Source organism: Streptomyces sp. NBC_00690, assembly GCF_036226685.1.
Lineage (GTDB): Bacteria > Actinomycetota > Actinomycetes > Streptomycetales > Streptomycetaceae > Streptomyces.
On sequence record NZ_CP109009.1, the window covers coordinates 5545613 to 5560481 of the forward strand.

Here is a 14869-nt window from a genome sequence, read left to right on the forward strand (position 1 = left end):
GGCCGGCCTCACCGGGTACGTCCGCTACCTCCAGGTCTTCGTCCTCGTACCGACCGCTGTGGTCCTCCTGCTGCGCGACACCCGCGACTTCCGCGTTGTCACCGGCGCCCTCGCCCTCCTCGCCCTCGCCCAGGGGGCGATCGGCGTCCAGCAGTACGCCACCGGCACCGGGGCCTCCTACATGGGCGAGGACATCCGGGCCGTCGGCACCTTCGGGCCTACCGACGTCATGGGAATGGCGACGGTCGTCGCGTACGGGCTGCTCGCCGCCGCCGCCGTGGCACTGCGTCCGCCCGACGGCGCACCCCGCTGGCTGCGCCCCCTCGCGGTCGCGACGACGGCCGCGCTGGTCCTACCGCTCGCGCTCTCGTTCAGCCGGGGCACCTGGATCGCGACCGCACTGGCCGCGTTCGCCGTCATCGTGCTCACCGGGGTGGCACGCGCCGTACGGGTCCTGCTGGTGCTGACCGCCGTGTCCGTGGTGCTCGTCGGCGGTCTGGGCGTCGGCTCCGAGTTGGTCGCACAGCGACTGACCAGCATCACCCAGGTCACCGACGCCCCCGACCGGTCCGTCACCGACCGCTACACCATGTGGTCCGCCGCCGCGAGCATGTGGCGTGAGGAACCGGTCCACGGGGTCGGCCTCAAGGGATTCCCCACCCATCGGGACGGCCACGCCTCCATCGGTCTGTCATCGGGCAGCGACACCGCGGGCGCCGGCCGCGCCTTCCAACGCCAGCCGCTGCTCTCGCCGCACAACATGTACCTGTTGATCCTCAGCGAGCAGGGCCTCATCGGCGCGACCGCATTCATCGGCAGTTGGGGAGCCATCCTCCTCGGTTCGCTCCGGCGACTGCGCGAACGCCGCGGGGCGGCCGACTGCGGTCTCGCCGCCGTCGCCCTGATGATCTGGCAGACAGTGGACTTCCTGTACGCCGACATCGGCGGGCCGTCCACGGTCCTCACCGGTGTGGTCCTCGGGCTCGCCGCCTGGTGGGCGCTGGCCCCGGCCGCACCCGACGGGGCGAAGACCGCGTGAAGGATCGGGACGCACAGGCCGAAGGGGCACCGCAGGCCCCGGCACGCCCCGCGGAGGACCCGCAGCAGGCCGACGGACCCACCGAATGGCAGGCCCCGCCACCGAAGGCGACCGTGCCGGTCGGCGAGGCCACCGCGGACACCACCCCCCGGCTGGGAAACTTCCTCGCCCGCGCCGCCGCAGTCACCGCGTCCCTCACCGTCGCCGGCGCCCTCCTCGGGCTCGTCCGGGACCAGGCCATCGCCCAGTTCTACGGCGCCAGCACCGACAGCGACGCCTTCCTCATCGCCTGGACCGTCCCCGAGATGGCCGCCACCCTCCTCATCGAGGACGCGATGGCCCTCCTCCTCGTCCCCGCCTTCAGCCACGCCATCGCCCGCCGAGCCGCCGACCGTTCGCGCGACGCAGCGCCCGGGGCCGACCCCACCCGGGACGCGGTGCGGGACCTCGTCGCCGCCACCTTGCCGCGGTTGTTCACCGGGCTCGCCCTCGCCACCGTGCTGCTCATCGCACTCGCCCCGCAGTTCGTCCGCGTCCTCGCCCCCGGTTTCGCCGATCCGGACCTCGCCGTCGACTGCACCCGGCTCACCGCCCTGACCGTCCTGACCTTCGGCATCACCGGGTACTTCAGCGCCGTGCTGCGCGCCCACGGCCGCTTCCTGCCCCCCGCCGGGGTGTACGTCGCCTACAACACCGGCATCATCGCCACCATCCTCGCCCTCCACACCGTGTGGGGTGTGCGGGCCGCCGCGGCGGGGGTCGCCGTCGGCGGGCTGCTGATGGTCCTTGCCCAACTACCCGCCTTCCTGCGCCAGGTGAACCACCCGGCCCCGGCCCCCCGCCGTCGGCGCGTCCCGCGCCAGCGCGAGCACGCCCCCCTCATCGGCTTCGCCGTCGTCGCGCCGATCGTGCTGTTCGCCATCAGCCGTCAGTCACAGGTGCTCGTCGAGCGGTTCCTCGCCTCCTCCCTCCCGGGCGGGGCGATCTCGCATCTGAACTATGCGCAGAAGGTCGCACAGATGCCGATGGTGCTGTCGCTGATGTTCTGCACGGTGACGTTCCCCGCCGTCGCCAAGGCCATGGCGGAAGGAGACCGCGAGCGGGCCCGCCGTCGGGTGGAGAACGACCTCGCCCTCGCGGGCCTCGTTGTCCTCCTCGGCACCGCGCTCATCCTGGGATACGCACCCCAGATCATCGAAGTTCTCTTCCAAAGGGGTCAGTTCGACGCGGCGGACACCGCGACCACGGCCACCGTCATGCGTGTGTACGCGGCCGGTCTGCTGGGACACACCCTGGTCGGTGCACTGGGCCGACCGTTCTTCTCCTCCGGACGCCCCACCTGGTACCCCGCAGCCGCCATGGCCGCCGGGCTCCTCGTCACCGTCGCCGCCGGCACCATCGCGGTCGGCCCGTGGGGCGTCTACGGAATCGCCGCCGCGAACGCCGCCGGCATCACCACCACCGCCCTGCTGCTCCTCCACGGTCTGGGCACCCGCGTGGTCTCCATCCACGTACCCGCCATCAGTCTGGCCCTCGCCCGACTGGCCGTCGCAGCCGTCGCCGCCGCCCTGGCCGGCCGACTCGCCTCCACCCTCACCCCCCACCCCCTGACCGCCCTGGCCGTCGGGTGCCTCCTGGTACCCGCGGTCTTCACTGTCACCGGACTCGCCGTCCGGGCCCCGGAAGTCGTCCATCTGCTGGCACTCACCCGACAGAGGATCCGTCATGTCCGCTGACACGGCGACGGCCCACAGCGCCGCCGACACCACCACCCGCGAACCCCTCACCCGGCCCTGGATCCTGATGTACCACTCGGTCGCCGACCCCACCGACGACCCGTACGGCATCACGGTCGCCCGCGACCGCCTCGACCTCCAACTGCGGTGGCTGCGCCGCCGAGGTCTGATCGGCGTGGGCGTGGGCACCCTCCTGCGCGCCCATGCCCACGGCAACGCCGCCAAACTCGTCGGGCTGACCTTCGACGACGGGTACGCCGATTTCATCGACGCCGCCCTGCCCGTACTGCGCCACCACGGTTGCACCGCCACGCTCTTCGTCCTGCCCGGACGCATCGGCGGCACCAACGAGTGGGATCCCGATGGGCCGCGCCGCCCGCTCATCGGCGAGGACGGCATCCGTACCGCCGTCGCGGCCGGTACCGAGATCGCCTCCCATGGACTCGCCCACACCGATCTGACCCGCGCCGACGACGAGGAACTGCGCCGGGAGACCTGGCTCAGCCGCCGATGGCTGGCCGAACTCACCGGAAGGGCGCCCGAAGGCTTCTGCTACCCCTACGGCACGGTCGACGCCCGGGTCGCCGGCGCGGTGCGGGACGCCGGATACACCTACGCCTGCGCCATCCGCCCACCCACCGCCGTCGCCGGCACCTACGCCCTCGCCCGCACCCACATCAGCCAGGCCGACCGGGCCGTACGCCTCGGGGTCAAGCGCCTGCGGCACCGGCTCGGCAGGTGAACCGGATGCGTGTCCTCCATGTCATCACCGGGCTGGGAGCGGGCGGTGCGGAACAACAACTGCGGCTCCTGCTGCGCCGACTGCCCGTGCGCTGCGACGTGGTCACCCTGACCAATCCGGGGGCCGTCGCGGAAGGACTGCGCGCGGATGGCGTCCACGTCACGCATCTGGGCATGCGCGGCAACCGAGACCTCGGAGCGTTGCCCCGGCTCACCCGACTGATCCGGCACGGCCAGTACGACCTGGTCCACACCCACCTCTACCGGGCCTGTGTGTACGGGCGCCTCGCGGCCCGGCTCGCCGGGGTGCGCACCACCGTCGCCACCGAACACTCCCTGGGCACCGCCGAGATCGAAGGCCGGCCGCTGACCCGCCCCACGCGCGCCCTCTACCTCGGCTCGGAACGGATCGGCTCGGCGACGGTCGCCGTGTCCGAGACGGTCGCCCGCCGACTGCGGGACTGGGGCGTACCAGCGGGTCGCATCCATGTCGTCCCCAACGGGATCGACGCCGCACACTTCCGCTACGACCCGAAGGCCAGGCTGGCGGTGCGGGCCCGACTCGGCATCGCACCGGACACATTCGTGGTGGGCGGGGTGGGACGACTGGTGCCCGGGAAGCGCTTCGACGCACTCGTACGGGCGGTGGCCGCGCTCCCCGGTGTCCAACTGGTCCTCGCCGGCGACGGCCCCGAGCGCACCGCCCTCGCCGCCCTCGCCGCCCGGCTGGGTGTGGCGGATCGCGTACGGCTGCTCGGCGAGTGCGCCGGGGACGCGGACGCCCAGGGCCCGTCGCACGCACCCACCGTCCCGCAGTTGCTGTCCGCCGTCGACGTCTTCGTCTCCGCCTCCAGAGAAGAGGCGTTCGGGCTGGCCGTGGTCGAAGCGCTCGCCGCCGGACTCCCCGTACTGCACGGCCCCTGCCCCGCCATCGACGACCTGCCCGCCCACCAATCACCCGGCGCGCTGCGCTGCGACGGCACCCCGGAACAACTCACCGCCGCACTGCGCAGACAACTCGCGGCCGGGCAGCGCCGGCAGCCGCCACCGGCCGCCGTGGGCCACTACGACATCACCCGCAGCGGCGAACTCCTGATGGAGGTCTATGCGGGTGCCCTCGCCCGGTCAGCCGACCGGTACCCCGCCGACCATCCCCACCCCACCCCGACCGAGAGAGCACGCCCATGACCGATTCGCCCGAACAAGAGCCCGCGCCCCACCGGCGAAAGGGACGGGTCCGAGCTCGATTCGCCCGTCTGCTCCGCTGGTGGACACTGCCCGTCTGGGTACTGGTCGGCGCGGTCGGCGGAGCCGCGTACGGGCTCCTCGCCCCCCGCCAGTACACGGCCACCAGCTACGCCATCGCCGTACCCGCCAAGGACGCCCAACCTGGAGCGGCGCTCGGCTTCGCCCAGGCGTACGGCCGCATCGCCACCAGCGACTCCACCCTCGCCTACGCCCGGGTCGCCGCCGCCATGCCCGTACGGAAGCTCCGCAGCCAGGTGCGTACCGAGACCTCGCCCGACTCGCCCATGATCGCGATCACCGGTACCTCGAACCGACCCGGCGAGGCCGCCGACATCGCCAACGCCGTCGCCGACGCCCTCTTCGTGAGCAGCAACCAGGTCGCCAAGAACACCGGGGTACGGCTGCTCAGCTTCTCCCAGGCCATCCCCCCGGCGTCACCCACCTCCCCGTCGGCGCGGGTGGCCACCGCGGTCGGCGGCTGCACGGGTGGACTGCTCGGCGGTCTCGTCCTGCTGGTACGCCCCCGGCGCACCGACCGATCGGACAGCGCACCCGGCCCCGAGGCCGGTCAACCGGTCGCGGCCACCGTGGTACCGGCACCCGCCGGGGAAGCCACCGGCAAGCAGCGCGGGCGCGTCTGATGACCTCGCAGCACACCCCGGCGGCCGTCACCCTCTGCCGGGACCCACGGGCCTTCACCCGACTCCGGGAGGAGTGGGACGACCTCCAACGCCGCTGCGCCAGCGCCACACCCTTCCAGAGCCACGCCTGGCTGGACTCATGGTGGCTCTCGTACGGAACCTCCGGGCGACTGCGTGTGGTCCTCGTACGACGGAACGGCCGACTCATCGCCGCGGCGCCGCTGATGCTGGTCCACCGGCCCATGCCGGTCCTAGTACCGCTCGGCGGAACGATCTCCGACTACGGTGACGTCCTCGTCGACGACGATCACGCAGAGGGGGCACTCGCGGCCCTGGAACGCGGACTGCGAAACGCCGCCCGGCATGCCGTCATCGACCTCAGGGAAGTGCGCCCGGGGGCCGCTGCCGAGGGCCTCTACGACCACTGGCGCGGTGCCAAGCGACAACTGGCGGACTCGATCTGTCTGGAACTGCCTGCCGAACCCATGGACGACCTGGTCAAACGACTGCCCGCGCACCGCGCCCAACGGGTGCGCGCCAAACTCCGCAAGATCGACTCCTTGAAGATCGACGATTACGGGGTCGGCGAGGACGAGGTGCCGGACGCCATCGGGCATCTGCTGCGGCTCCATGAACTCCAGTGGCGAGGCCGCGGAGTCACCCTCGAACATCTGCGTCCCCGCTTCGCCGAGCATCTGGTGCGGGCCACCCGCCGCATGATCCGTGAGGGGAACGCCTCGCTCATCGAGTACCGACAGGACGGCGAAGTGGTCGCCGCCAGCGTGACCCTGCTCTCCGCGAACCTCTCCGGGGGGTATCTGTACGGCGCCCATCCGGGACTGCGGGAGCAGAAGGTCGACGTGGCGACGATGCTGCTGCGCCATGACGCGGACTTCGCCGCCGCGACGGACCGCCGGGTGGTGAGCCTGTTGCGCGGCCAGGAGTCCTACAAGAACCACTGGCGTCCACGGGCCGTGACCAATCTGCGGCTGCTGATGGCCCCGGCCTCGTGGGAGCCGGTCCTTCGGCTGCACGCGGCGCGGGCTCAGGCGCGCAGGCGCGCGGCGGAGACCGTGGTGTCACGGTTCCCCGCCGCGCAGGAGTGGCGGGCCCGGCTCAACGACTGGCGGGCGGACCTACGTTCGCGCTGATCGATGCCCGGTCTGGTGTCAGTCGTCCGTGCTGATCGTGCTGGCTGTGCTGAGCGTGTTGCCCGTGTTGGCCGTGCTTGCTGGTGGGGCTTCCGCCCCGGCTGCGGGTTCCGGAGTGCTGGGGCTGCTCGGGCTGCTCGGTCCGAAGGGCCAGGTCGCAGGCCAGGGGACCGTGACGCACAAGGTGTCCTCGGCGACCCATCTCTTGATCCAGTCCGCGACGTTGAGCGGGACGCACCACTTCCTGGGGTTGAGCGGAAGTACGGGTCCGAGCGGTACGGGCAGCAGCGGGCTGGGCTGGACGGTCGGAGGCTGAGTCGGTGTGGGAGTGGGAGTGGGAGTGGGCGTGGGAGCGGGCGGTGAAGTCGGCTCCTGTGGCGCGCTGGTCGGTGTCGGTGTCGGTGTGGATGTCGGTGTCGGTGTTGCGGGGGTGGGAGCAGTCGGTGTGCTCGGGACAGGAGTCGGGTCCACCGGGTTCGGTGTCGGCGTCGGGGTGGGTGTGGGCGTTCCGCTCGACACGGGCGCCGGTGCGCTGGGGGCCGGTACCTGCGGGGTCGCTGCGGTGGGGGTGGCCACCGGAGGAGCGGGCACCTGCGGGGTCGGAGCGGAGGGCGTCGGTGTGGAGGGCACGGCTACGGGCGGAACAGCCGGAGTCGGACCTGCCTGCGTGGGGACGGCGGGCGACGGAACTACTGGTGCGGGAACGGCTGGCGTCGGAACCGTGGGAACCGTCGGCACGGGAGGCGTGGGAATCGACGGTGTGGGGAACGGCGTCGGCAGGGTGGGCATGGGCGGCACGGGCGGCACGGTCGGTACGGGCGGGATCGGCGGTACCGTGCCCGGCTGCCCCAGCAGCATGGAGCGGTAGATCTTGGACGACTCGGGGTTGTTGCCGCACTGCCAGACGCCGTGCGGGCAGTAGTCCGTGATGGTCTGGTACAGCGGCTTGTGCCGCGCAATCCATTCCAGCATGCCCCGCATATAGTCGGCGTTGTCGCCGTTCCGGAAAAGTCCCCACTCCGGGTATGAGATCTGCTTGTTGTGGGCCGCTGCGAATTCCACCTGCTTGTAGAGTCCGTACGGTGCCGACGCCTGCTCCTCGAATGTCTTTCCGGGGGCCTGGTCGTAGGAATCCATCCCGATGATGTCCACCACGTCGTCACCGGGGTAGCAATCGGTCCAGGGAATCGCGTCCGTACCCCTGTTCGGGGCGAAATCAAAGCGGAATGACTGCCCCGGAACAGAGCGCATCGTCGTGACGATGCGGTTCCAGTACGTTCGCCACGAGCGGGGGTCGGGACCGCAGCGGTGGCTGTACGTCGTGCCGTTCATCTCCCAGCCGAGCACGAGCACCGTGTCCGGAACCCCCAGATTGACCAGTCGTTCGGCCAGCGTCCGGAAATGGTGATCGAAGTGGCCCGCCGCACCGGCCCTGAGCAGACGGGCGACCTCCCAGTCGCTGAGCCGCGCCTCGTTCCGTTCCAGCATGGGCACGTTGAGCACCAGCATCCGATCGGCCGCACCGCGCCGCCAGTGCGCCCAGTCCTGCAGGAACTGAGGGGCTCCCTCGATGTTGCTCCAGCGATCGCCGGGCAGATAGGTGTGCCCCACCCGAAGTTGTGCACCGCCGAGCCAGCGCGAGAACTGCTCGATGCGTCGCACGCCGTCGGCCCCATAGGTGAGATAGGCGCCCATGGCGGTGGACGAGGCCGCGGGCGGGACGGGGTCGACCTCCGCGGCGCGGGCCACGCCTGCCGCCTGTAGGCCCCATACGCCCGTTGAGGCGAGGAGGCTGACGGCGATCGTCCCGATAGAGGTACCCGTGAGGCGGCGCCGACGGTTCATAGCTCCTCCTTAGGAAGGCCGTTCGCCTCCGAAAACATTCTGCGGAGGCGAACCCGCCGCTGATTTAACGGCGTACCAGACCGTAGACAGAAAGTCCTACTAGTGAGCTTATTGACGACACGTCAGTAACCCATTCGCGATAAGTCCTAGCGATATTCAGGACCATCCAGGTGAACGTCATGACGCTGATTCGAACGTTCGACGCAGAAGTGCCCGCATTGGTGCTCCGCCTCGACCGCAACCCCTTTCACCACGGCACCCTCGGCGCCGTCCGATCGCTGGGGCGCGCCGGTGTCGAGGTCCATGCCGTGGTGGAGGCTGCCGACAGCCCCGTGGTGCGCTCCCGCTTTCTGCGGGGTGCCCACCTCGTCCCGCCCGGCCCGCTCGGGGCACGACAGTTCACCGAACTGCTCCTGCGGGTCTCCGATCGGATCGGCACGACCGCCGTGCTCATCGCCATGGACGACGCAAGCGCCATCCACGTCGCCGCACACGGGGCCCTGCTGAAGGACCGCTACCTCCTGCCGAACCAACCCGTAGGGCTTCCCGGTCTCCTCGCTGACAAGGCGGAACTCGCGGCGGTCTGCGCCCGCGCCGGGATCGGCCATCCACCGAGCGTGGTCCCGCGAAGCGCCGACGAAGCCGCCGAGGCAGCGGGCGCGCTGGGGTTGCCGCTGGTGGCGAAGTGGAGTCGACCGTGGCTGCTCACCCCGGTGAGCGGACTGCGCAGTACGACCCTGGTGCGATCGACCGCCGCTGCCCGAGCCCTCTACGCACGTGCCGAGTGCGCCGGCAGCCGACTGCTCCTTCAGCGCTATGTGCCCGACGCACCGCGCACGGACTGGTTCTTCCACGGCTACTTCACCGACACACAGGCCGCCACCGGTGACACGGGCGCACCGGAAGGGCCCCGCTGTCTGGTGGGCGGCAGCGGGATCAAGGAACTGTCCTGGCCCGCTCGGACGGGGCTCACCGCCAAGGGCCGCTGGCAACCCAACGAGGAGGTCGAGGAAGCGGCCCGGCGGCTTGTCCACCAGGTCGGCTACCGGGGCATCCTCGATCTCGACTTCCGTCGGGACGAGGGCACCGGCTCCTATCAACTCCTGGACGTCAACCCGCGTCCCGGGGCGCAGTTCCGACTCTTCACCGACGTCGGCGGTGTCGATGTCGTCAGGGCGCAGTACCTCGATCTGACCGGTCAGCGGGTGCCGCACTCGGTCGGTCGGCCGGGGCGGGTGTTCATGGCCGAGAACTATGCGCTGCTCTCCGCGGCGATGTCACTGGGGGTGCGGAACCGGCCCGGGGAAGTACGGCGGATGCGGGCGACCGGCCCCGGCGCAGGCTTCCAGCAGAACCCCGGAACCGCCGCCGGGCCAACGGACGAACGACCTCGGGACGACGACCGCTCCACGGCGCGTGTCGAGGGGCCGCGGCAGGCAGGCGCGGTCACCGCGGCCAGTGCGGTCGGCAGGAGGAGGACCCTCGTCGAGCGCGGAGGAGCCGGGGGACGCGACTGGGAGGTCGCCTGGTTCGCCGGCGACGACCCGAGGCCCTTCCTCGCCATGCTCCGCGCCTGGTTCGGCCGGGGTGCGGTCAAGGCCGGCCGGCGACTGCGCCCACCGCCGCTCCTCCCTTATCGCACCCGGCGCCCGGCGCCACGCCCCCGCGAGCCGGACCATGTGCCCCCGCTTCCCTGATCCGCTCACCCGAACCCCCGTTAAGGAACCACGATGTACGACATGGCAGTGATCGGCGCCGGACCCTACGGCCTGTCCGTCGCCGCGCACGCGGCGGCTGCCGGAATGAGCATCCGCATCTTCGGCCGAAGCATGGAGTCCTGGCGGGACCACATGCCCAGCGGCATGTTCCTCAAGTCCGAGCCATGGGCGTCGAACCTCTGCGACCCGGCCGGCCGCCACACGCTCGGCCGCTTCAGCGCCGAGCGAGGCTTTGAGGCGGTGCACGGCAGCCCACTGCCGATCGGCGCATTCACCGAGTACGGACTGTGGTTCGCCCGGCGGGCGGTCCCCGAGGTCGACGAGCGAACGGTCACCCTGGTCACCTCCGCCGAGAACGGCTTCGCGGTGCGAACCGCCGACGGGGACAGCATCGGCGCCCGTACGGTCGTCGTCGCCGTTGGCGTACTGCCCTTCGTCCGGGTGCCACAGCCACTGGCCGACCTGGGTCCCGAGCACGCCACCCACAGCAGCGCGCACCACGACCTCTCCGCCTTCCGGGGGCGCGAGGTCACGGTCATCGGTGCGGGCCAGGCAGCGCTGGAGACCGCGACCCTCCTCGCCGAACAGGGCGCGCGCCCACGGCTGGTCGCCCGTGCCGATCGGGTCCGCTGGAACACCGTTCCGCTGCCGTTGGACCGCGGCGCCCTGCGCTCGGCGCGAACCCCGATCAGCGGCCTCGGCAGCGGCTGGACCAGCTGGGCCTACGCACAGCTGCCCTGGGCGGTACGGACGTTGCCCGCGACGACCCGCGAGCACATCGCGCGCACCGCACTGGGCCCGGCGGGCGCGTGGTGGCTGAAGGAACGCTACGAACGACAGGTGCCCGCCCTGCTGGGGCATCGGCTGCACGGTGCCGAAGTGCACGACGGACGGGTGCGGCTGACGCTCGTCGAACCGGACACCACGACGTCCGTGGTCGAGGCCGACCATGTCATCGCCGCCACGGGTTTCACGCCCGACCTCGATCGGCTCGCCCTCCTGGACGCCCCGCTGCGCAGGGCGATCACCACCCTCGGTGCCGGCCGTGCCCCCGATCTCAACGCCGGCTTCGAGTCCTCCTGGCCGGGACTCTTCTTCACCGGGCTGCTGAGCGCCCCTTCGTTCGGGCCCTCGATGCGCTTCGTCTACGGGGCCACGTACACCGCCGGTCGGTTGGTGGCGGCAGCCCGTGGGCGGCTACGGGGCCGACGTACCCAGCTGTTGCCCCGCCCTGCGGCGCCCGTCTCCTCGGTGGACGGGGCCGCTGCGCTGCGCGAGGGCTGACCGCGCCGGGGCTGTGGGTCCGCACGCTCCGCAGCCCCGGACTCAGTACGGAGGTCTGCCCTGGAACCAGCCGAGGTGCGGGGCGGGGGCGGCGCCACGGTCGGGTGGCAGGGGCTGGTGCACCGGGAACTGGATCAGACGCGCCCACTCCAAGTCGGGAACCCCGGGGAGGGTACGTCCTGCCGCCGTCCACTCCTGGGAGAGCTGCTCGTAGATCGGGATCTCCTCGGGGGGTGGGCCCATCGGCCGGGGGGACGGCTGGGGGTGCGGTTGGGAATGCGCCCGTGGAGGGTGCTGAAGCGTCTGAACGCGCTGCCATCGGGCAGGCCCGGTTGTCCTCGCCATATGTCGGCCAACGCCCGGCCCGTCCGGGAAGTCACTGAGGAAGGCCGACGACGGAGTACCGAAGGAACGATAATTCGAGCCCGTGGCCACTGCCCCTCCCGTTGATCGGACTTCACGCCCGCAAGACCACTCGGAGTGCGCCCCCCGAGCGTGCCCCGGAGATGCGCGCCGATCATGTGCGCCCCGGCCCGTGGTGTGCCCCCTGCGGGTGACACGTCCCACGACACGGCCCGCCGGTAGGGGATTTCGGACCGGAGGGCCGAGAAGATACGGAAAACGGCCCATCATCCAGCGGGCCGCGCCGTCGGGGCCCCAGCGGGGGCACCCCACGGATCGCCACTCAGAGCCCCGGGCCGCCCGACGGCTCGCCCACGCCCGTCCTAAGGGGACCGATGCGACGACACATCACTTCCGCGCTGTTGGCTTCGGCGCTCGTGATGGGGACCGCCACCGCCTGCCAGAGCATCTGGAGCGACCAGGACGCAACGACCACCCGAGGCGAGCGCGAACCCGCCACCGCTCCCGCTCCGCCCGCGACCGATGCCAAGGGGAATCGCGCCGGGACCTCCTGGATCGGCGACTCAGTGAACATCGGAGGACGGGCGTTCGGCGAACACCTGCGCATCTCCGTACTCGGCTTCGTCGATCCGGCCGTCGCCACCGGCAAAGCCGCGAAGGAGCCGGCCGCGGGAAACCGTCGACTCGGCGTGGACGTCACGCTCGCCAATGTCGGTGGCAAGTCCTATGACGCATCCAAGGCCACGGCATGGGTCGTGGACGAGCAGGGCAAGCGCCATGCGGCGAGCCAAACGGAAAGGATCACCACCGGGATTCCCTTGAAATGGAACACGGTTGCGGCGGGTGAACAAACACAGGGTTGGTTGGTGTTCGAAGTCCCGGAGAATGCCCGCATCACGCAGTTCTTCTGCACTTTGGGGACCACGACCGTCTCCTGGCAACTCCACTTTCCACCATCCAGGTGAACGCAAGGCCCGACCACGGCGGATCGGGCACTAAGGTGCCCATCCATGACCACTGCGAACCCCACCCAACCATCCGTCCAGCGAAGCCAGTTGGGCACCCTTTCCGTACTCGCCTGGACCGGTGACCCCGAAGCCGGATACGACATGCCGTATCTGCTCGTCTATTCCCTGGGCGACGGTGAGGGCGCGAACGGCGGAAGTGAAACGGCCTTGCGTGCGCTCATCGAAAAGGTGGGACTGAAAGTCGGATCGGCGATGACCGATGTGACTGCGGGCTCCGTCAACTCACCGATCAGACTGCTCGTCGAGGGCGGCCACGCCGTCCTCACCATGCCGTACCTGAGCGCCCAGTGCCCCGCCCCGAAGGAGTGGCTGGCCGCGGTCGACCAGCGGGGACACGTCCACCTCATCATCGCGGCCCGCCCGTGGGCCGCTGCCACCCCCGGGGAGCCCATCAGCGAGGAGACCCTCCAGGCGTTCCTGGGCGACGAGGAGACGTTGCTCGCATCCGGTCATGTCCTGCTGCCGGTGAGTCAACTCCGCCGCTGACGGCAACGGCTGATTTCCCGGCCCGAGAGCCGAAGCACGGAACCGCCGTGGAACGGGCCCGGTGCCGGGATCGGGCAGTTCTCGCGGACCGGGCCGGGAAATCCCGATCCGGGCCGGGAAACCCCACTCAACATGGACGGTCGACGGCCCGCTTCGGTACGGCACCTCGACCGTCGACCGGCCCGAAGTCGATCGCACCGAGATCCGCACCGAGATCCGCACGAAGATCCGCACCGGCGTCACCACCGGTGTGAGTGGGACCGAATGCGAACGGCAGGGATCTGACTCGATTGTCAAAGCTGGAATCCACCAGTTCCGCCGCCCCCACGGCCCTGAGCGCCGGTGGAACCGTCAACAGCTCCTGGAAGATCGCCTTCATTTCCTGCCGGGCCAGATGGGCTCCCAGACAGTAGTGCGGTCCGCCGCCCCCGTATCCCAGATGGGGATTGGGATTCCGGGTGATGTCGAACGCATCGGGATCTTCGAACACCCTTTCATCGCGATTGGCCGAGGCATAGAAGAGCACCACCTTCTCGCCCGGTGCGAATTCCCTACCGCCCAGTTCACATGCGGTGCTCACCGTGCGACGGAACTGGATGATGGGCGTGGAATGGCGTACGACCTCCTCCATCGCGCCATCGGCGTACCGGTCGAAGTCGGATGCCAGCAGCTCGCGCTGCTCCGGGTGCTCGCTCAACAGCACCAGCCCGTGGGCGATGGCGTTGCGGGTGGTCTCCACGCCCGCGACCAGCAGCAGGGAGAAGAACGCCCCCAGTTGGCGAGCGGTCAGCGCCTGGCCGTCGATGTCAGCACAGACCAGTGCGGACACGAGGTCGTCGGCGGGCTGTCGACGGCGTTCCCTCGCCAACCGCGCCATCATCCACTGCATATGGGCCAGCGCCCGCAGCCCGCGACCGGGGACGCGCAGCCGTGAGCGCCGTACTCCGACGTTCTGCGACGCCTCGTCGACCCGTCGGGCGATCTGTCGGCGGTACAGCGGTGGAATGCCCATCAGATCGCAGATGACCTCGAACGGCATCCGGGAGGCCACGGAAGCCACGAAGTCCCCCGGTCGGTCCCGGACCACCTCGGCGACGATGCGGTGGGCCACCTCGCGCACATTGTCCTCGGCGGCGGCCAGCAGCCGGGGAGTGAACGCCCGGGCGACGATCTTCCGCAGGGCCGCGTGCTCGGCGCCGTCCATGTTCACCATCGAGTTCCCGAACACGGCCTTCGCCCAGGCGGCCGGTTCGGGCGTGGTCACCCCGGGGGCGCTGGCGAAGTTCCCCGGGGTGCGGCTCGCCTCCTGCACATCGGCGTGCTTCACCAGCGCGAAGAAGCCCGGCTCCGACCCGAAGTGCCGCGGCGCATCCAACTGCCGCAGCAGGGCGAACGACCGCAGCCGCTGGCGACGCGGCAGCCGCCAGAACGACGGATCGGCGAGATCGACATCGTCGACCGTCAATCCCGCTGCTGATCCCGTCGAGCTCGACGACATCGACGGGGACGGCTGCATCGGGACCGTCATGGTCACCACCTCCTGGAGTAGGGCGACCGCGCCGAACCACGACGTGACAGCCGCACGGTCC

Annotated in this window: 13 protein-coding genes; 10 read left to right on the forward strand and 3 right to left on the reverse strand. The window is 70.8% G+C overall.

Translation table 11 applies throughout. The features are described from left to right. Positions 1–235 precede the first annotated feature (235 nt). From OID54_RS39250 to OID54_RS24485, 6 genes are read left to right on the forward strand one after another with little or no spacing between them, the layout of a single operon-like run. The gene (locus OID54_RS39250) at positions 236–1039 is read left to right on the forward strand and encodes an O-antigen ligase family protein (protein WP_443055789.1); all 804 of its coding nucleotides are present in this window, start codon (positions 236–238) and stop codon (positions 1037–1039) included. Then, a complete protein-coding gene (locus OID54_RS24465; RefSeq protein WP_329022783.1) occupies positions 1036–2775 on the forward strand; it encodes a lipid II flippase MurJ in 1740 nt (579 codons plus the stop codon). Before OID54_RS39250 ends, OID54_RS24465 begins: the two co-directional genes overlap by 4 nt. Further along, positions 2765–3517 carry a polysaccharide deacetylase family protein gene (locus OID54_RS24470; protein WP_329022785.1) on the forward strand — a complete coding sequence of 251 codons (753 nt, stop codon included), beginning with the start codon at positions 2765–2767 and terminating at the stop codon, positions 3515–3517. The genes OID54_RS24465 and OID54_RS24470 overlap by 11 nt, the downstream gene beginning before the upstream one ends. Before the next feature lie 5 nt (positions 3518–3522). Beyond that, a complete protein-coding gene (locus OID54_RS24475; protein ID WP_329022786.1) occupies positions 3523–4704 on the forward strand; it encodes a glycosyltransferase in 1182 nt (393 codons plus the stop codon). After that, positions 4701–5405: a lipopolysaccharide biosynthesis protein gene (locus OID54_RS24480; protein ID WP_329022788.1), complete on the forward strand. Its 705-nt coding sequence runs from the start codon at positions 4701–4703 to the stop codon at positions 5403–5405. The genes OID54_RS24475 and OID54_RS24480 overlap by 4 nt, the downstream gene beginning before the upstream one ends. Further along, a complete protein-coding gene (locus OID54_RS24485; protein WP_329022790.1) occupies positions 5405–6556 on the forward strand; it encodes a GNAT family N-acetyltransferase in 1152 nt (383 codons plus the stop codon). The genes OID54_RS24480 and OID54_RS24485 overlap by 1 nt, the downstream gene beginning before the upstream one ends. 18 nt (positions 6557–6574) lie before the next feature. Here the strand turns inward: OID54_RS24485 and OID54_RS39255 are convergent, their stop codons facing one another. Further along, entirely contained in the window at positions 6575–8401 is a 1827-nt protein-coding gene (locus OID54_RS39255; RefSeq protein ID WP_443055669.1) for a hypothetical protein, read from the reverse strand. A gap of 179 nt (positions 8402–8580) precedes the next feature. Here OID54_RS39255 and OID54_RS24495 point away from each other — a divergent pair, with 179 nt between their 5' ends. Next, positions 8581–10098 (forward strand): carboxylate--amine ligase, encoded by a 1518-nt coding sequence (locus tag OID54_RS24495; protein WP_329022792.1) that lies wholly within the window; start codon positions 8581–8583, stop codon positions 10096–10098. A 33-nt stretch (positions 10099–10131) separates the two neighbouring features. Further along, entirely contained in the window at positions 10132–11403 is a 1272-nt protein-coding gene (locus tag OID54_RS24500) for an NAD(P)-binding domain-containing protein (protein WP_329022794.1), read from the forward strand. A gap of 42 nt (positions 11404–11445) precedes the next feature. Here the strand turns inward: OID54_RS24500 and OID54_RS24505 are convergent, their stop codons facing one another. Then, complete coding sequence (locus OID54_RS24505) at positions 11446–11646, reverse strand: hypothetical protein (protein ID WP_329022796.1); 201 nt, start codon at positions 11644–11646, stop codon at positions 11446–11448. Positions 11647–12140: 494 nt separating this feature from the next. Here OID54_RS24505 and OID54_RS24510 point away from each other — a divergent pair, with 494 nt between their 5' ends. Both OID54_RS24510 and OID54_RS24515 read left to right on the forward strand, forming a co-directional pair. After that, on the forward strand, positions 12141–12731 hold the full coding sequence (locus OID54_RS24510; RefSeq protein ID WP_329022798.1) for a DUF4352 domain-containing protein: 591 nt from the start codon (positions 12141–12143) through the stop codon (positions 12729–12731). A 45-nt stretch (positions 12732–12776) separates the two neighbouring features. Then, positions 12777–13280, forward strand: coding sequence for a DUF5949 family protein (locus tag OID54_RS24515; RefSeq protein ID WP_329022800.1), 504 nt, complete (start codon positions 12777–12779; stop codon positions 13278–13280). Between the two features lie 127 nt (positions 13281–13407). Here OID54_RS24515 and OID54_RS24520 read toward each other — a convergent pair whose 3' ends face one another. Then, positions 13408–14808: a cytochrome P450 gene (locus OID54_RS24520; RefSeq protein ID WP_443055790.1), complete on the reverse strand. Its 1401-nt coding sequence runs from the start codon at positions 14806–14808 to the stop codon at positions 13408–13410. Positions 14809–14869: the final 61 nt, after the last annotated feature.